General features: G+C 52.9%; 18 protein-coding genes. 12 read left to right on the top strand and 6 right to left on the bottom strand.

The window, feature by feature from the left end:
- Positions 1-121 precede the first annotated feature (121 nt).
- From imuA to BZG72_RS13465, 3 genes are read left to right on the top strand one after another with little or no spacing between them, the layout of a single operon-like run.
- Positions 122-814: a translesion DNA synthesis-associated protein ImuA gene (imuA, locus tag BZG72_RS13475; RefSeq protein WP_077667018.1), complete on the top strand. Its 693-nt coding sequence runs from the start codon at positions 122-124 to the stop codon at positions 812-814.
- Positions 814-2,217, top strand: coding sequence for a Y-family DNA polymerase (locus BZG72_RS13470; RefSeq protein ID WP_077667017.1), 1,404 nt, complete (start codon positions 814-816; stop codon positions 2,215-2,217). The genes imuA and BZG72_RS13470 overlap by 1 nt, the downstream gene beginning before the upstream one ends.
- An 11-nt stretch (positions 2,218-2,228) precedes the next feature.
- A complete protein-coding gene (locus tag BZG72_RS13465; protein ID WP_077667016.1) occupies positions 2,229-5,294 on the top strand; it encodes an error-prone DNA polymerase in 3,066 nt (1,021 codons plus the stop codon).
- On the opposite strand, the gene BZG72_RS13460 is transcribed toward BZG72_RS13465, so the two are convergent.
- The 4 genes from BZG72_RS13460 to BZG72_RS13445 form a co-directional block, all read right to left on the bottom strand.
- Positions 5,291-6,541 (bottom strand): multifunctional CCA addition/repair protein, encoded by a 1,251-nt coding sequence (locus tag BZG72_RS13460; RefSeq protein ID WP_077667015.1) that lies wholly within the window; start codon positions 6,539-6,541, stop codon positions 5,291-5,293. The two genes, BZG72_RS13465 and BZG72_RS13460, sit on opposite strands and share 4 nt — an antisense overlap.
- A gap of 157 nt (positions 6,542-6,698) precedes the next feature.
- Positions 6,699-7,331, bottom strand: a complete 633-nt coding sequence (locus BZG72_RS13455; protein ID WP_198930073.1) for a TIGR04211 family SH3 domain-containing protein — start codon at positions 7,329-7,331, stop codon at positions 6,699-6,701.
- A gap of 110 nt (positions 7,332-7,441) precedes the next feature.
- Positions 7,442-8,698, bottom strand: a complete 1,257-nt coding sequence (locus tag BZG72_RS13450; RefSeq protein WP_046074246.1) for an inorganic phosphate transporter — start codon at positions 8,696-8,698, stop codon at positions 7,442-7,444.
- 28 nt (positions 8,699-8,726) lie between these two features.
- Complete coding sequence (locus BZG72_RS13445; RefSeq protein WP_046074245.1) at positions 8,727-9,407, bottom strand: TIGR00153 family protein; 681 nt, start codon at positions 9,405-9,407, stop codon at positions 8,727-8,729.
- A gap of 223 nt (positions 9,408-9,630) precedes the next feature.
- Between BZG72_RS13445 and BZG72_RS13440 the strand changes: the two genes are divergently transcribed.
- From BZG72_RS13440 to glnE, 3 genes are all read left to right on the top strand, one after another.
- Complete coding sequence (locus tag BZG72_RS13440; RefSeq protein ID WP_077667013.1) at positions 9,631-11,154, top strand: CYTH and CHAD domain-containing protein; 1,524 nt, start codon at positions 9,631-9,633, stop codon at positions 11,152-11,154.
- Positions 11,155-11,495: 341 nt separating this feature from the next.
- Complete coding sequence (locus BZG72_RS13435) at positions 11,496-13,097, top strand: methyl-accepting chemotaxis protein (RefSeq protein ID WP_077667012.1); 1,602 nt, start codon at positions 11,496-11,498, stop codon at positions 13,095-13,097.
- 97 nt (positions 13,098-13,194) lie between these two features.
- On the top strand, positions 13,195-16,050 hold the full coding sequence (glnE, locus tag BZG72_RS13430) for a bifunctional [glutamate--ammonia ligase]-adenylyl-L-tyrosine phosphorylase/[glutamate--ammonia-ligase] adenylyltransferase (protein ID WP_077667011.1): 2,856 nt from the start codon (positions 13,195-13,197) through the stop codon (positions 16,048-16,050).
- Positions 16,051-16,097: 47 nt separating this feature from the next.
- On the opposite strand, the gene lpxL is transcribed toward glnE, so the two are convergent.
- Positions 16,098-17,027, bottom strand: coding sequence for an LpxL/LpxP family Kdo(2)-lipid IV(A) lauroyl/palmitoleoyl acyltransferase (gene lpxL, locus BZG72_RS13425; RefSeq protein ID WP_046074241.1), 930 nt, complete (start codon positions 17,025-17,027; stop codon positions 16,098-16,100).
- A 195-nt stretch (positions 17,028-17,222) separates the two neighbouring features.
- Between lpxL and hldE the strand changes: the two genes are divergently transcribed.
- Positions 17,223-18,650, top strand: a complete 1,428-nt coding sequence (gene hldE, locus BZG72_RS13420; RefSeq protein WP_046074240.1) for a bifunctional D-glycero-beta-D-manno-heptose-7-phosphate kinase/D-glycero-beta-D-manno-heptose 1-phosphate adenylyltransferase HldE — start codon at positions 17,223-17,225, stop codon at positions 18,648-18,650.
- Between the two features lie 78 nt (positions 18,651-18,728).
- Here hldE and tolC read toward each other — a convergent pair whose 3' ends face one another.
- A complete protein-coding gene (tolC, locus tag BZG72_RS13415; protein ID WP_077667010.1) occupies positions 18,729-20,039 on the bottom strand; it encodes an outer membrane channel protein TolC in 1,311 nt (436 codons plus the stop codon).
- Positions 20,040-20,312: 273 nt separating this feature from the next.
- Here tolC and nudF point away from each other — a divergent pair, with 273 nt between their 5' ends.
- The 5 genes from nudF to parE all read left to right on the top strand — a co-directional run bounded on the left by nudF (position 20,313) and on the right by parE (position 24,912).
- Complete coding sequence (gene nudF, locus BZG72_RS13410) at positions 20,313-20,951, top strand: ADP-ribose diphosphatase (protein ID WP_046074238.1); 639 nt, start codon at positions 20,313-20,315, stop codon at positions 20,949-20,951.
- A gap of 13 nt (positions 20,952-20,964) precedes the next feature.
- Positions 20,965-21,411, top strand: a complete 447-nt coding sequence (locus BZG72_RS13405; protein ID WP_077459426.1) for a DUF1249 family protein — start codon at positions 20,965-20,967, stop codon at positions 21,409-21,411.
- Between the two features lie 22 nt (positions 21,412-21,433).
- Complete coding sequence (gene cpdA / locus BZG72_RS13400; protein WP_077578776.1) at positions 21,434-22,258, top strand: 3',5'-cyclic-AMP phosphodiesterase; 825 nt, start codon at positions 21,434-21,436, stop codon at positions 22,256-22,258.
- Entirely contained in the window at positions 22,252-22,839 is a 588-nt protein-coding gene (gene yqiA, locus BZG72_RS13395) for an esterase YqiA (RefSeq protein ID WP_338013104.1), read from the top strand. The genes cpdA and yqiA overlap by 7 nt, the downstream gene beginning before the upstream one ends.
- A gap of 180 nt (positions 22,840-23,019) precedes the next feature.
- Positions 23,020-24,912 carry a DNA topoisomerase IV subunit B gene (parE, locus tag BZG72_RS13390; protein WP_077578850.1) on the top strand — a complete coding sequence of 631 codons (1,893 nt, stop codon included), beginning with the start codon at positions 23,020-23,022 and terminating at the stop codon, positions 24,910-24,912.
- Positions 24,913-24,920 lie beyond the last annotated feature (8 nt).

Below are 24,920 nucleotides of genomic sequence, written 5' to 3'. Positions count from 1 at the left end.
GCGGTGTCACGCGTGTCTTTTTCTCTTTGATGCACCATCCTCCTCTTTTCTGCTTTTTTTGTTTTCTTTCCTTGCAGCGTTTTTATCATTAAATATACTGTATATATATACAGGTATTTTAATGATGAAAACACTCGACCAATTAGCCCAACAACACGGCCTATGGCGCGCCAGTCAGCGCCCGTTAATGGCGGAATTACCCGATAAAAAAGCGACCGGTTATAGCGCCTTTGATCAGCGCCTTGGTGGACTCCCGTCTCCAGGTGTGACGGATATCATCAGTGACTATGGCGTCGGTGAGTTGCGGCTGGTGTTACCCGCGTTGTATCACGCGAGCGGCCAGCAGGTGGTGTGGATCCGGCCACCGGTTGGACTCAACGCAGCGATGCTACATCAGCAAGGCTACTCCACCGACAACACCTTGTTGGTGTCCCCCAAAAGCGATCAAGATGCGCTGTGGGCCGCCGAGCAAGCCGCGCGCAGTGGTGCGTGTCAGGCGGTAGTGTTATGGCCATCTTCGCTCACGGTTGGACAAGTGAAGCGCCTAAAACTGGCGGCCGAACATGGCCAATGTGCGGTGGTGCTGTTGCGCCGCCAGCAGACGTACTCATTGACATTACCGGTCGATTTAAGCGTGGCACTGGCGCCTTCCGCATGTGGCGTAACGGTCACGGTGCGCTATTGTCGCGGCCAATGGCCACCGGCCCCGTTTATCCTCGATTGGCGCACGCAATGGCCCGCGTTGGTGACCAGGCCGAGCAACGCTGAGAATTTGCTTGCCTTTCCCTTACGACAACAGCGGGAGCAAGCGTAATGTCATTGTGGCTGTATCTGCATTGCCCGAGCTTGCTGTTAGATAGCCTTTATGCGCCGTCATCGGTGCAAGCGGTGGGGCTGGTTAGCGAGCAAGAAGGCCGTTTAGTGCAGCTCTCTGTAGCGGCTAGCACGCACGGTCTGAATACCGGTATGGGATTAGGGGCAGCAGCGCTTATTTGTCATCAGCTCGCGGTCTATCCTTATTGCGCGGTGAAAGAGCAGTCCGCGCTTGAGCAGCTCGCCACACAGCTTTATCCGCTGGTCGCAGAAATCAGCCTCAATCCCCCTAAAGGTTTATGGCTACACGTGTCACCGATGTTGGCCTTATATCAGGGATTTCCTCCGCTATGGCAGGCCGTGACTCAAACGCTGGTGGAAAGTGGTATTCGTTATCAGGCCGGGGTGAGCGAAACGCCGCGAGCCGCCGAGCTTATGGCGTATGGCCACGCGGGCAAGGTCAGTACCGACCCTGAGCATTTGCAGGCAGCGTTGCAGCAATTGCCGTTGGCTGCAGCACCCTTACCGGAGACGGTGAAAACCCAGTTTACGCGTCTGGGCCTCTCTCAGTTAGGAGATCTTATCGCCTTGCCCACCGCTTCGCTGACGCGACGTTTTCCGCGCACTGTGGTGGATTATCTTGCTGAAGTGCGTGGCGATAAGCCGACGCCACTGCGTTATTTTCAGCCACCGCTGCAATTTTTTCAGCAGCGGGTCTTGTTGTTTGAGCTTAGTGAGCAAGCCCACTTATTGCCCATTATCGAGAATCTCGTCTCGGCACTGTGCTGCTTTCTTGAGCAGCGTAGTGCCTGCACGCCTGCGCTGACGTTGGGCTTTAGCTTACGTGATGGATGTGAAGAAACCCTGCCGGTGATGGCCGCGCATGGTGAGAAAGACGTCGAGCGCTGGATGGCTTTGGTGCGTATACGGCTGGCGTCATGGCAAGTGAGCCAGCCAGTGACGGCAGTGAGTGTGTGCGCCAGGCAAATTGATTGCCACCAGCCCGGACAAACCGATCTCTTTAGCGCGCAGCAAGGCGAGCAAAACCGTGATGAGTTGGTCGCGACACTGGCAGCTCGACTCGGGGAGGAGGCGGTCATGCGGTTGGCGTATGTGGATCATCACCGTCCCGAGGCGGCCAGCCAACATGTCCCTCATCACCATAGTGCGACACCACCGGCTTCGGCACCCACGCGTCCACGCCCAAGTTTATTGCTACCGCAACCCACACCACTGGTGGGTAAGGTCACCTTACGTGAAGGGCCGGAGCGGATTGTCACGGGGTGGTGGGAAGGTGCGCCTATCCAGCGCGATTACTTTATTGCCCAAAACGCCCAGCAACAATGGCTGTGGGTGTTTCGCACGCCAGAGCAAACTTGGTTTTTACACGGCTGGTTTAGTTAGACGGTGAAGCGATGAGTACGTATGCCGAGCTGGTATGTTGCAGCAATTTCTCCTTTCTTGAGGGCGCCTCACACCCGGAAGAGCTGGTGGCGCAAGCGGCAGCATTGGGCTATCAAGCGCTTGCGATCACCGATGAATGCTCGGTCGCAGGGGTGGTGCGTGCGTATCAAGCCCAGCGTGATTATCCGCAGCTTTCGCTGATCATTGGCAGTCGCTTTCGCCTGCAGGCGTTAGATGTTGCTCTATTGTGTCCTACCCAAGCGGCTTACCAAGAGTTGTGTCGGATTATCACCAATGCGCGGCGACGCAGCCACAAAGGCGACTACCAGCTGAGCGAGTGGGACTTGATGTCGGTGCGTCATGGCTTGGTGCTATGGCTACCCAGTGGCGCAGAGAGTGATCATCACTGGGCAAAATGGCTGCTGAGTTATCATGCCGAGCGCTTGTACCTGGCCGTGCGGCGCGATCTAGCGGATAACGACCATCCGTATCTGGCGCACTGTCGCATGCTGGCAAGCCAGTATGCGCTTCGCGTGACCGCGTGTGGTGATGTGTTGATGCATCACCCTGAGCGACTGGCGTTACATCATACCTTAACGGCAATTCGGCATCGCCAGCCTGTCGCTGAATTGGGAAGGACATTATTGCCCAATGCAGAGCGCGCCTTACGTCCGTTGCCTAAATTACACGCTTTGTTTCTCCCCGAGTGGCTGGCGGAAAGTGCCAACATTGCCGCCCAGTGTCAGTTTTCCTTGGCGAGCCTTAAATACAGTTACCCCAAAGAAGTGGTGCCGACTGGCGAGTCTGCGATGGCCTATCTGCGTGAGGCGGTCAAGCAAGGCGCACAGCAGCGCTTCCCTAAGGGCGTGCCTCGTAACGTGGGAGCCATCATTGAAAAAGAGCTCGCGCTTATCGAGGCGCTCGATTATCCGTATTACTTTTTGACCATTTACGATCTGGTGCGCTTTGCTCAATCGCGTGGGATCTTATACCAAGGGCGCGGCTCGGCGGCGAACTCGGTGGTGTGTTATTGCTTAGGGATCACCGCGGTGGATCCATGCAAAGTCGATGTGCTGTTTGAGCGCTTTATTAGTAAAGAGCGCGACGAGCCGCCAGATATTGATGTGGACTTTGAGCACCAGCGCCGTGAAGAAGTCATTCAGTATTTGTATCAAAAATATGGCCGAGAGCGGACCGCCTTGGCGGCAACCGTGATCCGTTATCGGCTTAAAAGTGCATTGCGCGATGTGGGCAAAGCGTTAGCGATCCCCGCTAGCCAGATTGATTTTTTTATTCAAAACCTCAATCGACGCGATAAAACCCAGCCTTGGACGCAGCAACTTCAGCAGTTGGGCCTGGATCCTAAAAGCGCGAAAAGCCAACAATGGCTGTCGCTGACCCAGACATTGATCGGCTTTCCACGCCACCTTTCTCAGCATGTGGGTGGCTTTGTGATTGCAGATGGGCCTTTGTATGAGTTGGTGCCGGTGGAAAATACGGCGATGGCAGAGCGGACGGTGATCCAGTGGGATAAAGACGATCTGGAGACACTGCATCTGATGAAAGTCGATGTACTGGCACTGGGCATGCTCACCGCGATTCGACGTACCTTTGATTTGATTGCCCAAACCGGTGGCCCTCGCTTGAGTTTGGCGGCGATCACCCAACAAGGCGACGATCCGGCGGTGTTTGCACGCATTCAGCACGCCGATACCGTGGGAGTGTTTCAAATTGAGTCGCGAGCACAAATGAGTATGCTGCCGCGGCTCAAACCGGCTTGTTATTATGATTTGGTAATCCAAATTGCCATTGTCCGCCCCGGTCCGATTCAAGGTGACATGGTGCATCCGTATCTAAAGCGACGCGACGGAGAAGAAGTGGTGAGCTACCCGTCTAAAGCTGTTGAGCAAGTGCTGGCGCGTACGCTCGGGGTGCCCATTTTTCAAGAGCAGGTGATCAAACTGGCGATGGTAGCGGCCGGCTTTTCCGGTGGGGAAGCGGATCAGCTGCGCCGCGCGATGGCCGCTTGGAAGAAAAAAGGCGGACTGGCGCCGTTTCGCGACAAATTGATCGCAGGGATGACTGCGCGAGGCTATCGCGCCGACTTTGCCGAGCAGCTTTACCGGCAAATCTGTGGGTTTGGTGATTATGGCTTTCCAGAGAGCCACTCGGCTTCGTTTGCGGTTTTGGCCTATGTCTCAGCGTGGCTAAAGCATTATTATCCCGCCGCGTTTTACACCGGCTTGCTTAATAGCCAGCCGATGGGGTTTTACTCACCGTCACAATTGATGCAAGACGCCACGCGCCACCAAGTGCCTGTGTTGCCGGTTTGCGTGCAACACTCAGGGGCGGATCATTGTTTAGAAAAGGTCGGTGAACAGTGGGGCGTGCGGCTGGGGTTGCGGTTAGTCAAAGGGTTGAGTGCGACGGCAATAGACCGGTTGCTGGCCCATCGTCCAGAGACGGGATTTGCGTTTTTGTCGGCACTGCAAGGGATAAATCTTGACAGCGATGCCTATCAAGCCCTAGCCAGTAGTGGCGCACTGGCATCGCTGGCTGGTAACCGCTTTCAGGCGCGCTGGGCGCTGATGGATCAGCAGCGGCAGTTGCCGTTACTGGCCGCCAGTGACGATGAGGTGGCGTTGCCTCACTCGCCTTCCCAATGGCAGAACGTGATTGAAGATTACGCGGCCTTGGGGCTGTCGCTCACCGATCATCCTATTCGTTTGATGGCGCAAGCCGGCACGCTGGGCCGTTTTACTCGTGGTGTTGAGTTATCACAGTGTGCGTCGCAAAGCTGGGTGGCGGTAGCGGGGGTGGTGACGGGTAAGCAATCCCCGGGTACGGCCAGTGGTGTAACCTTTGTCACCTTGGAAGACGAGACGGGCAATATCAATGTGGTGGTTTGGGCGGGGACGGCACGGGCGCAATCCCGTGCTTTTATGCAAGCCAAGGTGTTGAAAGTGCATGGCATTGTCGAGCGACAGGGCGAGGTGGTGCACGTGATTGCCGGTAAGTTGATTGACCTGACCCCAACGCTCACCACCTTGTCGGTGGCCGCGCGTGAATTCCGTTAACGCGACGCGCTAACCGCATCGGGGCAGGCGGGCGCCGGACACGCGGCTACCGCTTGAATACGCTGACGATGCAGCTCATCACGAATCGCCGCCCCTTTAAAGCCGGCGTCGACAATTGGCTTAACCTCTACCTGTTGCGCGCAAGCAAAGCGCTCGCGTAAGGCGTCGGCTTGTGGATAGTAATAATTTTCACGTCCCTTGCGGCCACGCACATCGGCCAAACACGCCAAGGCCAATTGCTCGACCCGCTCGGGTTTGCGCCACGCATCGATCTGATTAAACAGCGCTACCCAATGCTCAGGGCTGAGTTGATCGCACTTATGAATTTTGGAGTGGTGCGCACTGACCACCAAGGCCAAATCCCGATAAGCGTTGGGGATACGTAGTCGCTCGCACAGATCTTTAATCACGGGCAGCCCGCGATCGCCGTGGCCGCGATGGCCGGGCAAAATAGAGGCTGGGGTGAGGGCCTTACCGAGATCATGGACTTGTGCAGCAAAGCGGATGGCTTTGTCGTCGGTCAATGAGGCGGCATAACGGCTGACCATTTCCGTGTGGATGCCGGTATCGATTTCAGGGTGCCAGTTGGCTGGGTTTGGCACGCCGTACAGGGCGTCGATTTCAGGAAGCACCACCGCTAGGGCACCGCAATCGCGCAGCACAGCAAGAAACACATCGGGACAATCACTGCCAAGCGCTTTCTCCCACTCACGCCAAATCCGCTCAGGGGTGAGGTGGGCGAGCTCGCCCTTGGCGACCATCGTTTTCATCAGCGCTAAGGTATCATCGGCAATGGTAAAGCCGAGTGGCGCAAAACGGGCGGCAAACCGTGCCACGCGCAGTACCCGTAATGGGTCTTCGCTAAAGGCGGGCGAGACATGGCGCAAAATCCGGTTGTGTAAATCTTGCTGACCGCCATACGGGTCAATCAAGCTGCCCTCTTCATCTTGGGCGATGGCGTTGATGGTGAGATCGCGGCGTTGAAGGTCCGCTTCCAGTGAGATATCTGGCGAGAAGTCGCAAATAAACCCGGTGTAGCCCTGGCCTGATTTTCGTTCAGTACGGGCGAGGGCGTGTTCTTCGTGTGTGGTGGGGTGTAAAAACACGGGGAAATCTTGGCCGACTTGCTGGTAGCCGGCTGCTTGCATTTGTTTGACGGTGGCACCGACCACTACCCAGTCTTTATCTGTGACCGGCAAGCCTAATAGCGCATCACGTACAGCACCGCCGACAAGATAATGTTCCACACCAAACTCCTTAATGACAAAGAGAAGACACAATCACGTTTGTGTCGCGAATGGGTTTAAGTATACATAGAGCCTAGCAGCACGCCCACCGTGTGCTTAAAAGGCCGCTATCAGGATCGCAATAAAAAAGGCTGCCAATGCAGCCTTTCATTCACGATTATGCCCAGCCGTCGCGGCGACGTTTTTTACGTGGGATAAGATGTGGCAGCACCAAGCCAAACAGTAAGCCACCGCCGGCTACCATGCCACCGTAGGTGAACCAACGCATCAGAAGATCATCCTTTTGGGTATCTATTTTGGCGCGTAACGCACGGATTTCGCTTTGCGCATCAATCAGTTTTTTATTGAGTTCGCTGCTGTGTGCTTCCAGCTTCTCGATCTGCGCGTTGCGCTGTTTAAGGGATTCAGCCAAGCCTTTTTGTTGTGCTTTAGCATCATCTTTTGCATTGGCCAGCGCGGACTTCACCTTTTTCAGCTCTGATTCTAGCGCCGGCACGCGTTCTTTTAAGCCAGGTTGTGTGGTCACGTAGTCACTTTTTACCCAGCCTTTACGGCCACGGCTATCAACTACTTGGGTGTAGCCCTCATCGCGATTACGTTTTAGCACAGTGACTTTATCACCCGCATCGACACTGCCGATAATACGATATTGTGTGCCTGGGCCTGAGTGCATATAAGTGAACAAATCATCAGAAATATAGTTTTCTGCCATCGCTCGAGGCGCGGCAACGAGAACGAACAGCAATACGAGAGCAGAATACAGGTGTTTCACGTCTGGGGTCCTTTGCATAATTTCAGTGTGGGACACATCGGCTTTGCTGGGCATAGTGCCATAGGCGTAAAAGAAAGGGGAGCCATGCCCCCCTTTTTTTGACTGTGATTTGACATCACCGGCGCTTGTTACGCAAATAGCGAGGTCATCACTTGGTAAAAGATCACAGCCAACAAGGCCCCCGCGGGTAAGGTGATCAGCCATGAGGCAACAATATTACGCACCACACCCAAGTTGAGTGCGGCAATACCGCGGGCAAAGCCAACGCCCAAAACGCCGCCGACTAAGGTTTGTGTGGTTGAAATAGGGAGGCCAGTGCCTGAGGCGAGCACAACCGTACTTGCGGTCGCCAGTTGCGCGGCAAAACCACGACTTGGAGTAAGCTCAGTAATGCCCGAGCCCACGGTCGCCATGACTCTGTGTCCCATGGTGGCAAGACCGAGTACAATCCCCGCGCCACCCATCGGTAAAATCCACCAGGCGATTTGTGCTTTTTCCGCTACAGCACCGAGGTTTTGTACCGTGGCCACGATGGCCGATAGCGGACCAATGGCATTGGCCACGTCATTTGAGCCGTGTGCGAAGGCCATCGCACAGGCGGTGACCACCATTAATAGGCTAAATATCCGCTCAACCCCCTGAAAACCTTGATTTTCATCGCCGCGATACTTTCTAGAAATGTAATAAACACCAAAAAACATCACCATGGCAGAGAGCACGATGGAGGCGCTCACGGACTCTAAGGTCGTGAGGTGGAGGCCAACATGTTTGAGACCTTTTTTGATGGTGACCATCGCGATAATAAACGCGGTGAGAAACATATAAAGCGGCACGAAACGTTTGGCATTAAGCACAGGGCGGTCGGTATCAAAAATCAGTCGTTGTGCACTTAAGAATATAAAGTAAGCGAACAAGCCAGAGATAAAAGGGGTGATAATCCAACTGCCAACGATGCCTTGCACCGTATGCCAATCGACTGCATCTGCGCCAACCGATAGGCAGGCAAAACCAATAATCGCACCAATGATAGAGTGGGTGGTGGAGACGGGCCAACCCATGAATGAGGCAAGTAATAGCCAGGAGCCAGCCGCCAGTAGCGCGGACATCATGCCAAAGACTAATTCCAACGGCTGATCAGCATAAAAACTGGTGTCAATCACACCTTTGCGAATGGTGTCTGTGACCTCACCACCGGCTAAATATGCGCCGGCGAATTCAAAAATCATCGCCACAATAATGGCTTGCTTCACGGTGAGTGCTTTTGAGCCCACAGACGTGCCCATCGCGTTTGCGACGTCATTGGCACCAATACCAATCGCCATTAAAAAACCAAAAGCCGCGGCGACCATGATCAGTATGGTCCCGTGATTCATCAGGATTTCCATTGTAATACCTTGTTGTTACATCACTCGGTTAGGAACGGGAAAGCATGACCTCTAAGCGCGCACCCACACGTTGCGCCTGGTCAGCAATTTCACCGACCCACTCGAGGATTTTGTACAAGAACATGACGTCAACAGGGTTGTACTCCTGCTCAACGGCCATTAATGCTTGGCGAAGTTGGATTTGCATAGAATCGGTATCGTCTTCAATCACATCCAACTGATGAATCATTTCGGCGACTAAGGTGACTTCGCGCCCTTTAAAGCCAGTTTCAAGTAGCTCTTCAAGCTCGTTGATCACGCGGCGTGCTTGCGCGGCAGCATCTAAGCATCGCTGCACATAGGCGATAAAGGCATCATTCATTGAGGGGGGCATACGAAGCTGACGGCCTATCACGCGGCCGGCAATATCTTTGGCTAAGTTTGCCAGCTTGTCTTGCTGGGTGAGGAGCTCGAGCATGTCCGTGCGATCGACGGGCATAAAGAGACCTCGTGGTAACTTAAGCCGGATATTGCGCTTTAGGGTATCAGCATCTTTCTCAATATCTGAGATTTGCTGACGGAGTTGATTTGCCTTATCCCAATCTTGTTGCTCGCAAGCATGAAAGAAGGGGATCAGTAACTCACAACAATCGTTTACACGATTTACGTGACGCTGCAGTGGTTTAATAGGGCTTTTTGCAAATAGCCCAACAATTGTATTGACTGGCATAGCCGTAATCTACCTGGTTGCCTCGAGCCCAGAGGGCAAAAAAGAGAGGCGAAAAGTTCAACGATGGTATATCGGAGCGGCGATGGTAGCGCAGAACATAGGCTAAAGAAATAGCTTTTGTGATCTCTGCCTCAGTGCGCGTGATCAAGCCTGGTAGTGATAGCGCTTGCCGACAGGATCAATTGTTCATATCCTTGTCAGGCAATTGGCTATAGGTAACCGTATGGACACTGAGATAGAGCTCAAATTTTTTGTCTCTTCTGACTTTTCTCATCGCATTCGCGATAAAATTGTCAGTGTAAAACAGCTACAGCAAAGCCAGCGTGAGCTGGGAAACATCTACTTCGATACGCCAGATTTTACCCTACGTAAACACGATATCGGTTTGCGGGTACGTCGTTTTGATGGTGTGTACATTCAAACCCTCAAAACGGCAGGTCGGGTCGTGGCTGGGCTGCATCAGCGCCCAGAATACAACGCCGAGCTTAACGGACCTGAACCTGATCTTTCTTTGATCCCAGTCGATGCATGGCCCGATGATCTGGATGTTGATGCACTGAGCCAAGCTCTCCAGCCGTTGTTTTCCACCGATTTTGTGCGTCAGCAATGGCTGTTAGCAACGGATGACGGTAGCCAAATCGAATTGGCGAGCGATCAAGGCGAGGTCTCTACCGAAGCTGGCGACAAGGATGTGATTTCTGAGGTGGAGCTGGAGCTGATTTCCGGACAAACCGACGCCTTGTTCTCGCTGGCACGCAGCCTGGCGGATGAAGGTGGCTTACGCCTCGGAAATTTGAGCAAGGCGGCGCGTGGCTACCGCCTGGCAACCGGCTATCAGGGTGATCCGGTTAAAGCCTTATCCATCGTTAAACTCGGCGCTGATGATAGCCAAGAAAAAGCCCTGATTCGGATCCTCGAGCATGCGTTGAATCACTGGCATTATCACGAGCAAATCTACATTGAGGGTGAGTCCCTTGAGGCGTTACAAGAAATTCGCTATGCCGTCTTGTTGATCCGACAGGCGTTTGTCTTATTCGGCAGTGTGGTGCCGCGCCGAGCAAGCAGTTTACTCCGTCAAGAGCTGCAATGGTTTGAGGGTGAACTGGCGTGGCTCGATGATGCTCGGACGAATGCCCGGCTGTGTGAAGACAAAGGCCAATATCTGCGTAAATTAAACGCGCGAAAAACCTTGGTGAAAAGCTTGAAGGTCGAACAAGCGAGGTTGCCTGAACGAGAGGACATTGTCGCGCTGCTACATACATCGCGGTATTGCAATTTACTGCTCGATTTAAGTCGCTGGATCCTCTCGAAAGGTTGGCAACCGTTTTTAGATGATAAAGCGGCGGATAAGCTTGCCCAACCGATTCAACGTTTGGCCGACAAAGCACTGCCAGAGTCTTGGCACGAGCTGCTTGACGCATTTGATGAAACTAAACCACTGACGCGGCACGACTACTTTGACCAATACCCTCGCTTGCAACGCAATTTGTTGCTAGGCACTTGCTTGGCCTCTTTGTATGACAAAAGTCGGCGTAAAGCCTTCCGCTTGCCTTGGCTCGATATGTTGCAAGGCATTGAAGAGCTGCGCTTGCTCGAACCGGTGCGTGAGCGAGTGGTCGAGATTGACGATGAAGAGGATAAAAAACAAGCAGAGAAGTGGTTGGCACGTAAAGAAGAGTCACTGTTTCATGCGATGACGCAAAGCCGTCAAACGGGATTGCGTCTTACTCCTTATTGGCAAGAGTAAGCGAGCGAGAGTGATAAAAAGCAACCTGGAGGTTGCTTTTTTTATGTGTGCCTTTATGCGGTTACCTTGCTTGAGTATCCAGGTTCAATGTCTGAGGCGATTCGATAAAACCGCCTCTAGGATCAATATATTTGGCACTTTTTTACGTTATAAACAGGCAAGGTGCGTGATGATAATTTGATTAACTTATCATTATGGGCATTGTTTATGGGCAAATTTCACAAATACGGTAAACAAGGATTCAGTGAGGATGACGTTTGCCGATATAACATCACTCAGTATTAATAATCGCCCGTTTGGCAGTCAGTTGGCTTAATAACGGACATGGAGCTTTCAGGATTATGGCTAAACATACCTTTTATGCGTGGGAAAAACCCGTTACCAATCTGCGCTTGATCCCAAAACTCGTGATTCTCATGGTCTTTAGTACCATTATTCTGGTCGGTAAGCAGATGTGGGATGCGAACACGTTTCGCCAGTCCGTGATTGAGTTCACCCTGAATCAGACCCAAGAATTAGCGCGATCCAGCGCGGCAATGACAGGTGCCCTCATCGATCAGCCTGATGGGGAACGCTTGATGCGAGAGGCGGTGGATACCATGAACGCCGAATTCAGCGAAGGGGCGTATTTATATTTGGTCAATGGCACCACTCGCCAGGTCTGGTCTCACCCTTCAATGCGCCAGTTTGACGCGTTGCGCGTGCCGGATGAAAGCACCGGAACCGATGTCGCTGACTTATTTCTCAATCAGTCAGGCGCATTTAGCTATACCGTTTATGACGGTGGCCGTCATGGCTATGCCGTGCCCGTAGGCGGCAGTGATTGGTGGCTCGTGGCATCACAACCGACGTCTGAGGCGCAGGCGTATTACCAAGATTATATGATTCAGGTCGCGTGGCAAACCGCGCTGATGATTGTCTCTTTCATGGTTATTTTGCTGGGCGGCTCCAATATTATGCTGCGGCAAATTAATTATCTTACCGATAGAATTCGGGCGCTCGCCAACCGTGATCTCAGTGAACCGATTGAGATGAATAGCCGGGACGAGTTTGGTGATTTAGCGCGTGAGCTGGAAAGATCGCGTCAGCAATTGGTGGATGTGATTAACGCGCAGCGCCAAGCGTCGGATGATCTTTCTTCTCTGGCTGAGATTATGACGATCAGCATGTCGGAAACCAAAGAGTCATCGCAAGAGCAATTCTCTGAGATGGATCAGCTTGCCTCGGCGATGAGTGAGATGAGTGCGACCGTGCAAACCGTCGCTGAGCATACTCGAGAGGCGGCCAAAGCGACCGAAACCTCTAGCCAACAGGCGAACAGTGGCCAAGAGCACGTGAGCAGTACCATCAAAACCATCAATGAGCTGTCCAATGACATCAGCGAGTCATCCCAGGTCGTGGGGCAGGTCGATGCCCAGGTGGAGAAAATCGGTACTGTCGTGGTCACTATTCAAGGAATTTCAGAGCAAACCAATCTACTGGCACTCAATGCCGCGATAGAAGCCGCACGCGCGGGCGATACGGGGCGTGGTTTTGCGGTGGTGGCGGATGAAGTACGCAAGCTGGCGCAACACACCCAAGAAGCCACGGTGGAAATTCAAGATATGATCACCCAGTTGCAGCAAAGTGCGCAAAAAGCGGTGGGCTTGATGGATCGCAGTGTTTCCGAGGCCAAGACAGGCGTCGAGTCAGTGAGCCAGGCTGGCGGAGAGCTTGAGCAAATCGTCACGCAAATCCAATCGCTTAATGACATGAACTTCCAAATCGCCTCATCGGCGGAACAACAAGCGTCAGTAGCCGGTGAGATGAACCAAAACCTCACCAATGTTAAAGATTTGGTCCAGGCATCGGTGACAGTGGCGTCTGAGCTGCATGAAACGGCAGAGATGGTTGAACAAAGTGCACAATCACTCAAAGATAAAATTGAGGCCTTTAAAGTCTAACCACGTTTGAGGTTTTATCCGTAATCAACAACGGCTCGCTGCATCGGTGAGCCGTTTTTGTTAGTGTCGATACAGGACGATAGCAAAAGGACTGCCCATGGTACTCTCTGACTCTCTTGCCGCTTGCTTGCATCAGCACTGGATACGATTAAATGAATTTGCCCCTGAGGCCGTGCCGCAGTGGCAAGGCACGGCGCGTGAGCAACTCGAGCAGGCTTTAGCGTGTAGCGAGTTTGTCGCCAAGGCATTAACCCAAACCTCTGGACTTCTCGACTGGCTGTATCAGCATCGCCAGCAAGCCTCGCGTGAGCAGACATACCAAGCTGAGTTGAGTCAGGCGTTGGACGCGGTGACGGATGAGAGCGAGTTTCACCGTCAACTCCGTCAGCACCGCCAGCGTGAGCTCGTATGGGTTGCGTGGCAGGAAATCCACAATCAATGGCCGGTTGAGCAAGGTTTACAACATCTATCAGCCCTTGCGGAAGCGCAAATATTATCAGCTTATCAATGGCTCTATCAGCGCGGCTGTCACGACTGGGGCACACCCATGAGCCCCGAGGGGGAGCCGCAGCCGATGCTGATTTTGGGCATGGGCAAACTTGGTGGTGGTGAGCTCAACTTCTCTTCAGACATCGACCTGATCTTTACTTACCCTGAGGCGGGAGAAACCCAGGGCGCGAGAAAAAGCATCGCCAATGCCCAGTTCTTTACCCGGCTAGGGCAGCGCTTGATCAAAGCGCTTGATCAACCCACGGTGGACGGTTTTTGTTATCGGGTTGATATGCGTCTTCGTCCCTTTGGGGATAGTGGCCCTTTAGTGATGAGCTTTTCCGCACTCGAAGATTACTACCAAGAACAAGGGCGTGATTGGGAGCGCTATGCGATGGTGAAAGCGCGCGTCATGGGGAAAGAGCAGTATGACTGCTATCAAACGTTACGGCAGATGCTACGCCCGTTTGTCTTCCGTCGTTACATCGATTTTAGTGCGATTCAAGCGTTGCGGCGGATGAAACAGTTAATCCAACGAGAGGTACGTCGGCGTGGCTTAACGGATAATATTAAGCTTGGTGCGGGGGGGATTCGTGAGATTGAATTTATTGCTCAGTCGTTTCAGCTTATTCGTGGCGGCCGAGAGCCCAGTTTGCGCCAACGTGGCTTGCTCGACACCTTAGATGCGATTGCGGAACTGGAATTATTGCCTACCGCTGAGATAAGCCAATTAAAGGCCGCGTATTGCTATTTGCGTCGCGTTGAAAACCTTCTACAAGCCATTGATGACAACCAAACGCAGACTCTGCCCGATAACGACCTTGATCGTGAGCGGCTTTGTCACGCCATGGGGGTCAATGACTGGACGCGCTTACAGGCCGACATCACCCAGCATATGCAAGCGGTTAATCAGGTGTTTTCCGGCTTGATTGGCGAAGATGAGCAAGAAACAGACACGGACGTCGATACTGAGTATCACGATCTATGGGCGATGGCGCGCGATGTAGAAAACGCCCACTTGATCTTAGCAGGCTTAGATTTACCGGACACCAATATTGCTGAGCAGTTATTAGCGTTTAAACAAGAGCTGGCTAAGCGCACTGTGGGCCCTCGAGGACGTGAGGTGCTCAACCGTTTGATGCCCGTCATGTTAAGTAAGCTACTGACGTTACCGCAACCACAGCAGGTGCTGCCACATATCACCCACCTGTTACTCAATATCTCGACGCGCACCACCTACTTAGAGCTGTTGGATGAGCACCCCGGGGCGATTGATCAGCTGTTACGACTTTGTACGGCCAGCCCGATGGTGGCAGAAAAGTTGGCGCGCTACCCTTTGCTACTGGATGAGCTGCTCGATTTAACCCATTTGTACCAACCCTTGGCGCCGGATGCCTATCGCAGCGAATTACGCGATTATCTTGCTCGTATCCCCGTTGAGGATATGGAGCAACAAATGGAGGCGGTGCGTCAGTTTAAGCAAGTTCAGTTATTAAAAATTGCCGCGGCGGATATCGCTGGTGTGCTACCTGTGATGCGCGTCAGTGATCATTTGACTTACTTGGCTGAAGCGATTGTGGAGGCGGTGGTCAATCAGGCGTGGCACCAAATGGTGGAAAAATATGGCCAACCGACACACTTGGGCGAGCGCGAGGGCCGAGGTTTTGCGGTGATTGGTTACGGCAAGTTAGGCGGATGGGAGCTGGGTTATAATTCTGACCTCGATGTGGTTTTTCTCCATGACTGCCCCGCGGATATTGAGACTGACGGTCGTAAAGTGATTGATGGTCGGCAGTTTTATCTGCGTCTTGCTCAGCGTATCGTCCATCTTTTCTCTACGCGTACTCCCTCTGGGGTGCTCTATGACATTGACACACGCCTTCGCCCTTCCGGCACCTCCGGGATGCTGGTGAGCACGCTCGAAGCTTATGCTGATTACCAACAAAAAGAGGCGTGGACATGGGAGCACCAGGCACTGGTGCGTGCACGCATGATATATGGTGATCCTAAGCTAGAGTCCGGCTTTACCCAGGTCCGTCATCGCATTCTCACCACGCCACGAGACATCGATACGCTGCGAGAGCAAGTCAGTGGCATGCGTGAAAAAATGCGTCAGCATAAAGCGACAGGACAAAAAGATACCTTCTCCATCAAACAAGACGCCGGTGGGATCACTGATATCGAGTTCTTGGCGCAATACTTAGTGCTCGGCAACAGTGCCAGTCAACCGGCGCTTACCCGATATAGCGATAACGCGCGTATTTTTGAGCAAGCCGGAGAGCTGGGAGTGATGCCACTGACGCAGGCGGCGGGATTAAAGTCGGCCTATACCCGGATGCGCAATGCGCTCCACCGGAGCCACCTAGCTGGTGAAAGTGGGCAGGTGGAGGCTGATGCCTTTATCGATGAGCGCGAAATCGTGCAGCAAGCCTGGCAACAGTGGTTTGATGGGCAAGCAGACTAGCAGCGTAAGGCGCAATAATGAGGCCGCGATTGGCGGCCTATTTGGAGCTAGATTCCCTCGTATAAGGAAGGCTCACCCTCTGGGCGGGTTTTAAAGCGCCGATGCAACCACATATATTGCTCTGGGGCGCGTAGGATCAGTCGTTCAACCGCTTGGTTAGTGATCACCGCTGCGGCATGCGCTTCTTTAGGGAAATCCGTTATCGGTGGGTCGATTTTAACGCGGTATTGGCCAAGCCGTCGTTCTCTCACCACAGAAAATGGTACCACGGTGGCGTGGCCGGCATGGGTCAGCAAACTGGTGCCTGTGGTGGTACAAGCTTGTTTGACCGCAAACAGTGGTGCGAATGTGGAGCGGCGGCGACCATAATCGTGATCGGGTGCATACCACATGCGATGACCCTCTTTGAGGTAATGGATCATCGACTTAACGTCTTTGCGATCGACGCCAATATTGCGCTTCATCCGGCCACGGAACTGAAACCAGTCATACACAGGGTTGGTATTGGGGCGATACACCCCCACGCCAGGCGTTTGTTCGCTTAAGCCGCGCGCGCCAATCTCTAAATTCAGTGAGTGTACGGCAATTAAAAGCACCCCTTTGCCTTGTTGTTCAAGCTCAAGCAGGGTGTCTAATCCTTCAATGGTGACATGCTTGTTGATTCGCCATTTGGGCCAAAACCACGCCATACCAGTCTCGAACAAGGCAAGGCCGGCGTTGGCAAAATTTTCTTTCACCATCGCAGCGCGGTTAGCGGGCGTCATCTCTGGAAAGCACAGCGCTAGGTTACGATCGGCAATTTTAACGCGGCGTTTCATTAGTGTATGCATCAAGTGACCCAAGCTGCGGCCCATATAAAATTGGACGCGATAAGGCAGCCAGCTAGCCAGATACATTAACCCGACGCCGAGCCAGGTATGAAGATAGCGAGGGTGAAGAAACCCAATGCGAAAAGTGGGGGCTGAAAAATCGCTCATAGCGTTAATGACTCATGAAAACCAAACCAGAAAGAGCCGTGAGGCCCGCGCTATTGTAGAGTAAATTCTTGGCGCTGTCCTGCGCGAGTGTGTGCGGTGAGTGTTGAGATTGTGCGCAGCATACGCCTGTGAGCCCCCCATTTAGCCTATGGCTATGCTACTATCGCTCGGTAACGACAGTATTCGGAGATCCAGATGAAACTCAGCCTTCCTGATTATAGCCAAGCCAATGTTCTGGTCGTCGGCGATGTGATGCTCGATCGCTATTGGTATGGACCGACGGGACGCATTTCTCCAGAAGCGCCCGTGCCTGTAGTGAAGATCAATCAAACGGAAGAGCGCCCAGGTGGCGCCGCGAACGTGGCGATGAATATCGCAGCCTTAGGTGGGCATACCCAGCTGATTGGTCTGACCGGGAAGGATGAACAGGCTGATGCGCTCACACAAACCCTCGACTCGCTAAATGTTAACTGTGATTTTGTGGCGCTAGACTCGCATCCCACTATTACTAAGCTTCGGGTAATGAGCCGTAACCAGCAGTTGATTCGTCTGGATTTTGAAGAGGGTTTTGCGGGTGTGGATGTGGCACCCATGCTGGCTAAAGTCGAGGCGGCACTGCCCAAGGCGCAGGCGATGATCTTATCGGACTATGCCAAAGGGGCATTAGCCGAGGTGCAAACATTGATTCAGGCCGCCAAACAAGCGGGTGTCACCACCTTGGTTGACCCTAAAGGCACGGATTTTGAGCGATATCGAGGGGCGAGCTTACTGACGCCAAATATGGCAGAGTTTGAAGCGGTGGCAGGCACAGTGACGGACGATCAAAGCTTGGAAGAAAAAGGCCTGGCGTTGATCAAGCAATACGAGCTTGGTGCGTTGCTGGTCACCCGCAGTGAACATGGGATGACATTGCTGCGCCCTGATGCCGCGCCGCTGAACTTGCCAACGCTTGCCAAAGAAGTGTACGACGTCACAGGGGCGGGGGATACCGTGATATCGGTATTGGCGGCATCATTGGCCGCGGGCAAACCGATAGAGCAAGCCTGTGCGCTGGCTAACGCTGCGGCCGGCGTGGTAGTGGGTAAGTTGGGTACCTCAACCCTCTCTACTATTGAGCTTACCGAAGCGGTACACGGCTCGCACGAGTCTGGTTTTGGCGTAACAACCGAAGCGCAGCTGATTGATGCGGTGCACGTCGCCCAAGGGCGAGGTGAGAAAGTGGTGATGACCAATGGCTGCTTTGATATTTTGCACGCAGGCCATGTGGCGTACCTCAATGAAGCCGCCAAACTGGGCGATCGCCTGATTGTTGCCGTCAACACGGATGCATCAGTCCAAGCGCTGAAAGGGCCCGGCCGTCCGGTCAATCCAACCGATCGACGGATGGCGGTGCTGGCAGGGCTGGGCGCGGTCGATTGGGTGGTTCCTTTTGGAGAAGAAACGCCTGCGCGCCTGATTGGCGAAGTCTTGCCCGATTTGCTCGTTAAAGGCGGTGATTATCAGGTTAACGAGATTGCTGGTGCCGAGGCGGTGCTCGCCAACGGAGGAGAGGTCAAAGTGCTTAATTTTGAAGATGGCTGCTCTACCACAGAAATCATTGAGTCGATTCGGCGTGGTCAATAGCGCCTTGCCCTTTCAACTCATGACAATAAAAAAGGTGCCCGTCGGCACCTTTTTGCATACTAGAGCCTCAAGCGTGAATCACTCTTGCTTAACCAGCCCTTGGTTAATATCGAGCAAGTCTTGCTCAGACAAGGTGCCCATGGCTTGGTGTAAACGTAAACGGCTTAGAATATAGTCGTAGCGCGCATTGGAGAGGTTGCGGTTGGCATCGTAAAGGCGACGCGTAGCATCCAACACATCGACAATGGTACGAGTACCCACTTCAAAACCTGCTTCAGTGGCTTCTAGCGCTGAGCGTGCAGAGACCACGGTTTGCTCATAGGCACGCAGCGCACCAATTGAGGCATTGATGTCGTTATAGAAAGCGCGCACATCTTTTACCGTGCTGCGGTATTTGGCTTCAAGACTTTGTGACGCGGCCACATACTCATGCTGCGCCTTTTCCACATTGGCCGAGGTGCTGCCGCCGGTGAACAGTGGCAAGCTAAAATCGAGGCTGGCAGTGCCTTCGTTGTAATCAACCGAGCCGGGAGTATGCTGATTATCGCTATCCGTCATCCCGTATTGTGCGCTGAAGGTCAGCGTGGGCAGGTGACCGGTTTTGGCCAGCTTAATCTGCTCTTTGGCGGTATCACGGGCAATGCGGTTGGCGAGTAACTCGAGGTTTTTCTCTTCGGCGACTTTGACCAGTGCTGCCGGTTGCTGCTGCGGGTTACTGGCACTAAAGCGGTCAGTGTCGAGCACACGCAAGTCATGTGGGGCTTGGCCGGTGATCTCACGCAAGCCCTCATAGCTGTTGGTGAGCGCATTTTCGGCCAAAATTTCATCGGCCAGTACAGCATCGTATTGCGCTTGGGCGTCATGCACGTCGGTAATCGCCGAAAGGCCCACTTCAAAACGTTGCTTGGTTTGTTCAAGCTGACGGCCCACGGCCGCTTTTTCTGCCTGAATAAACTCAAGCTTGTCCATGGCGCGCAAGACGTCAAAATAGGCTTGTGCCACGCGCAGCATTAATCCTTGCTGCTGCGCCGCATAGGTCGCATCTAGCTGGCGCGCCTGCATTTCACTGATATCCAGGTTGACCCAGCTATCACGTTTGAAAATCTGTTGGCTTAAGCTGATATCGGCGCTGGTGGTGTTGACGTCACGCTGATCGTCGCTGTCATTGCGGGTAATGGCGTATCCCGCATTTAAGGCTATTTGCGGTAGCAAGGTGCCACGAGTGGCATCCACAGCAGAAAACGCTGCGTCGCGCTCGGCGGCCGCTTGATTAAGAGTGGGATCGCTTTGCTTCGCTTGTTGATAAATTTGGGCGAGATCATCGGCAAGGGCTGCACTGCTTACGCTGCCGAGTGCCAAGCTTAACGCCAAAGGGAGCAATTTTTTCATAGATGGAATCCCTGAATCTGTGCGATTAGATAAATAGACGGTCACTAGCTTACCGCAATTATGCTTGCGTGAAACTGACAATTTGTTAGGACATTGAGTGTAAACTATCCAATTTGCAAATGGGACTGAAAAATAGTTGTAACTTTTATCAAAAAAGTTAAGTTTATGGTTTGCTAGAAAGACGCGCGTTGCCGCTCGGCACAGGCCAGTGGGTATAGGCGTGACTCAGCATTTCAATTCGTCAGCTCGTGTCATCGAGGATAAGGAGCCCGCATGTCAGACTATCCGCCTGGACAATTCGATCGCGACGATATTGTGATCGAGGATATTTCTTCGCTTTATCAAGGTTTCTTTTCCATTCAGCGCTATCAGTTTCGTCATCGCTTGTTTGAAGGCGGCTGGAGTGGCTCTGTGGTGCGGGAGTTGTTTGAACGTGGCCATGCGGTGGCTGTTTTACCCTATGATCCCGTACGTGATGAAGTGGTGATGCTTGAGCAAATCCGCGTGGGGGCGATGGCAGCAGGCGCGACACCATGGCAACTCGAAATTGTGGCTGGGATGATAGACAAAGACCAATCCCCCGAGCAGGTTGCCCACCGTGAAGCGCGGGAAGAAGCGGGGCTATTACTGCATCAAATGGAGCGTGTTACCCGTTATTTATCCAGCTCTGGTGGCTGTTCTGAACAGTTGGATGTGTTTGTCGCAATTGTTGATGCCTCGGAAGCGGAAGGCGTGCACGGCCTCGACAGTGAAAATGAAGACATTTTGGTGCATCGATTATCTCGCCAACACGCCTATCAAAAGGTGGTTGATGGTGAGATTGAAAACGCCGCCTCAATCATTGCGTTGCAATGGTTGGAACTCAATGCCAGTCGCTTGCGTCAAAGCTATAATGAACAAAACAGTAAATAGACAGTAGGTGTGTGTGAAAACAGAATATCGTGTCGACTTACCAGCGATGATGCGCTTGTATGAAACCAACTACGCCAAACTTGTCCGTTTGATGCCCAAGCGTGACGAGGTGGGACAGGTGTGTCGATACGATATCCAAGGGCAGGAATATGCTTTGGTCGTGCGTGAGTCAACCCGCTATACCACCTTACTGGATATTGCTCAGTTGAGCCCAGGCGCCGCGCCGGATTACTTACGTGCTAACCTGACAGTGCGCTTGTATCACGATGCACGGGTCGCGGAAGTGTGTACCACGCAGCAGATTTCACGCTTAAAACCACGTTATGATTACCCGAATCCGCGCATGCATCAGCGCGACGAAAAACATCAGGTTAATGCATTTTTATCGGATTGGCTTGGCCACTGCCTACGCCGTGGCGTGGTGGCGTCTGATCCTATGTATAAATCATCGTTAAACTAAACCAGCAAAGGTATTTTCAACGTTGCAGTCTTGCCAGATAGATAACGCCGACGGCGATTGTATTCGTCTTTTGCAAATCACCGACACACACCTGTTCGCGAGTGAGCAGGGTAGCTTGCTGGGTATTAATACACTTCGCAGCTACCATGCGGTGCTGGATGCCATCAGTGCCACTGACCCGACTTTCGACGCCATTATTGCCACGGGGGATCTGTCTCAAGATCACTCCGCTTTATCGTATCGCCGTTTTGTCGACGGTATCGCCCGGTGGTCACAGCCTTGCTTTTGGCTACCGGGTAATCATGATTATCAGCCAGAAATGAGCGCGGTATTACAGTCAAATACCCTTCGTTCTTGCTCGCAAGTTCTGTTGGGGGAGCATTGGCAAATGGTGCTGCTCGACAGTCAGGTGGCTGGTGTACCGCACGGCGAATTATCACAAGCGCAACTGAACCTTTTGGATACACACTTAAGCGCGCATCCTGAGCGCCATGCGTTGGTGTTGCTGCACCACCATCCGTTGGATGCAGGAAGCACTTGGTTGGATCAGCATAAATTGGCTAACCGAGAGGCATTCTGGCAAGTGATGGCGCGTCATCCTCAAGCGAAAATTGTTGTGTGTGGGCATATTCATCAGGCCTTGGATGTGCGTTATCAAGGTGCGCGTGTGATGGCGGCGCCCTCCACCTGTATCCAGTTTATGCCAGACTCACACGACTTTGCGCTCGATAACCAAAATCCAGGTTGGCGCTGGCTTGAGCTGTATGCCGACGGGCGCGTCGAAACGCAAGTGGCGCGTGTAACCGGTCAGCACTTTCGGCCAGACTTCGACTCCAGCGGATATTAATCATGCCATCAGCGTTGCTTTATCTTCATGGCTTCAACAGCTCGCCGCAATCGTTAAAGGCGAGACAGATGCAAGACTATTGCGCCCAGCATCGTCCTGATATTGAGGTGTTGGTGCCACAACTGCCCAGTCACCCTGAGCCCACCGTGCAGTTACTGAATGAACTGATCACGCGCTTTAGCGAACCCCATCAGTTGGGTTTGGTGGGAAGTTCTTTAGGAGGCTTTTTAGCCACCTGGCTGAGTGAGCGTTATCAACTGCCCGCTGTACTGGTTAACCCCGCGGTTCGCCCTTACGAACTCTTGCAAGATTATGTTGGGGAACAGGTTAATCCTTACACCCAAGAACGCTACACCCTCGAGGCTGCCGATATCAACGCCTTGCGTGAGATTGATGTGCCGGTCTTATCTCATCCTGAGCAATTTTGGTTATTGCAACAGGAAGGTGATGAAGTGCTGGACTATCGCCAAGCAGTGGCAAAATTCAGTGCCAGTCAACAAACGGTTGAGCCGGGAGGCGATCATAGCTTTGTCGGCTTTGAACGTTACTGTGGGGATATTCTCCAATTTCTTGGTATCTAGCGCGCCATCAGGCTAGAGGCATTGAAACAGAGGCACACAGACGCAAGCTCGTGCTATCTTAGCCGCTACGTCACAGCAGACGGATAGCAGCTCACAGAAACTTGTGGCAATCTGGCGCCGCGCTTGACAAGCGGATCCCCCTTGCTGACCATGTCATCACATTTATTAAGCCAATCGATTATGACAGAACAAAACTATAACGCAGGATCGATAGAAGTCCTCAATGGGCTCGAGCCCGTGCGCCGACGCCCCGGTATGTACACAGATACCAGTCGCCCTAACCATCTTGGGCAGGAAGTCATCGATAACAGTGTCGATGAAGCGTTAGCCGGCCATGCCAGCAAGATTGATGTGATTCTCCATGCCGACCAATCACTGGAAGTGATTGATGATGGTCGTGGTATGCCGGTTGATATTCACCCCGAAGAGGGCGTCTCTGGGGTTGAGCTGATTTTATGCAAACTGCATGCGGGCGGTAAGTTCTCCAACAAAAGCTACCAATTTAGCGGTGGTTTACACGGGGTGGGTATCTCCGTAGTGAATGCGCTGTCTCATCGGGTAGAGATTACCGTTAAACGCGATGGTCAAGTGTATGATATTGCCTTTGAAAACGGCGACAAAGTACAAGATTTAACCGTAACGGGCACTTGTGGTCGTCGCAACCGTGGCACGCGCGTTCACTTTTGGCCAGATGGCCAATTTTTTGATTCTGACAAGTTTTCACTGGCCCGTCTTAAAACCATCTTAAAAGCCAAGGCAGTGCTGTGCCCGGGATTGACGGTCAATCTCACTGATAAAAACACCGATGAGACCACATCCTGGTGTTACCAGGATGGGTTGAAAGACTACCTCGCTGACAGTGTCAAAGGCTATGAAGTTCTGCCGGAAACACCTTTTATCGGCGAATTCAGTGGCCAGACCGAAGCCGCGGATTGGGCGGTTATTTGGTTGCCAGAAGGGGGCGAGCTAACGACAGAAAGCTATGTCAACCTGATCCCAACGGCACAAGGTGGCACGCATGTAAATGGCTTGCGCCAAGGGATGCTGGAAGCGATGCGCGAATTCTGTGAGTTCCGTAACCTTCTCCCTCGCGGCGTAAAGCTGACCGCCGATGATATTTGGGAGCGCTGTGCGTACGTGCTGTCGGTTAAGATTCAAGACCCACAGTTTGCGGGGCAAACCAAAGAGCGCTTGTCCTCTCGCCAATGTGCGGCGTTTGTGTCTGGGGTGGTCAAAGATGCCTTTAGCCTGTGGCTGAACGAGCGCCCACACCTTGCTGAGCGTTTGGCGGAAGTGTGTATTGCCAGTGCCCATCGCCGCATGCGTGCCGCGAAGAAGGTGGTGCGTAAGAAAGTGGCATCAGGCCCAGCGCTACCCGGCAAACTCACTGACTGTGCGATGCAAGATTCAAGTCGTACCGAGCTATTTTTGGTCGAGGGGGACTCAGCGGGTGGCTCAGCTAAGCAGGCTCGGGATCGCGAATTTCAAGCGGTGATGCCGCTTCGAGGCAAGATCCTCAATACATGGGAAGTCTCCGCAGACCAAGTATTGGCCTCCCAAGAAGTACATGATATCTCTGTGGCGCTGGGTATTGACCCTGATTCTGGGGACTTGGGTAATCTTCGTTACGATAAAATCTGCATCCTCGCCGATGCGGACTCCGATGGCTTACATATTGCGACCTTGCTATGTGCACTCTTTATGCAACACTTTAGAGCCTTGGTTCAGGCTGGCCATGTGTATGTGGCAATGCCGCCGCTTTACCGCATCGATTGTGGCAAGGAGGTCTTTTATGCCTTGGATGAAGATGAAAAAGCAGGGATCCTTGAGCGTTTGAGCAATAAACGCGGCAAAATCAATGTGCAACGCTTTAAAGGTTTGGGGGAAATGAACCCGTTACAGCTGCGTGAAACCACCATGGATCCCAATACTCGTCGCCTGGTTCAGCTCACTATTGATGATGATGAGCAGACGCAGCAACTGATGGATATGCTGCTGGGTAAAAAACGGGCAGAGGATCGCCGCCATTGGCTGCAGCAAAAAGGCGATATGGCCGAGCTTATCGATATCTAAATCACTAT

It is taken from the genome of Salinivibrio sp. PR6 (genome assembly GCF_001995955.1).
GTDB classification, from domain to species: domain Bacteria; phylum Pseudomonadota; class Gammaproteobacteria; order Enterobacterales; family Vibrionaceae; genus Salinivibrio; species Salinivibrio siamensis.
The sequence above is the reverse complement of the archived record's forward strand: the minus strand, read 5'-3'. Positions and strand labels throughout refer to the sequence as shown.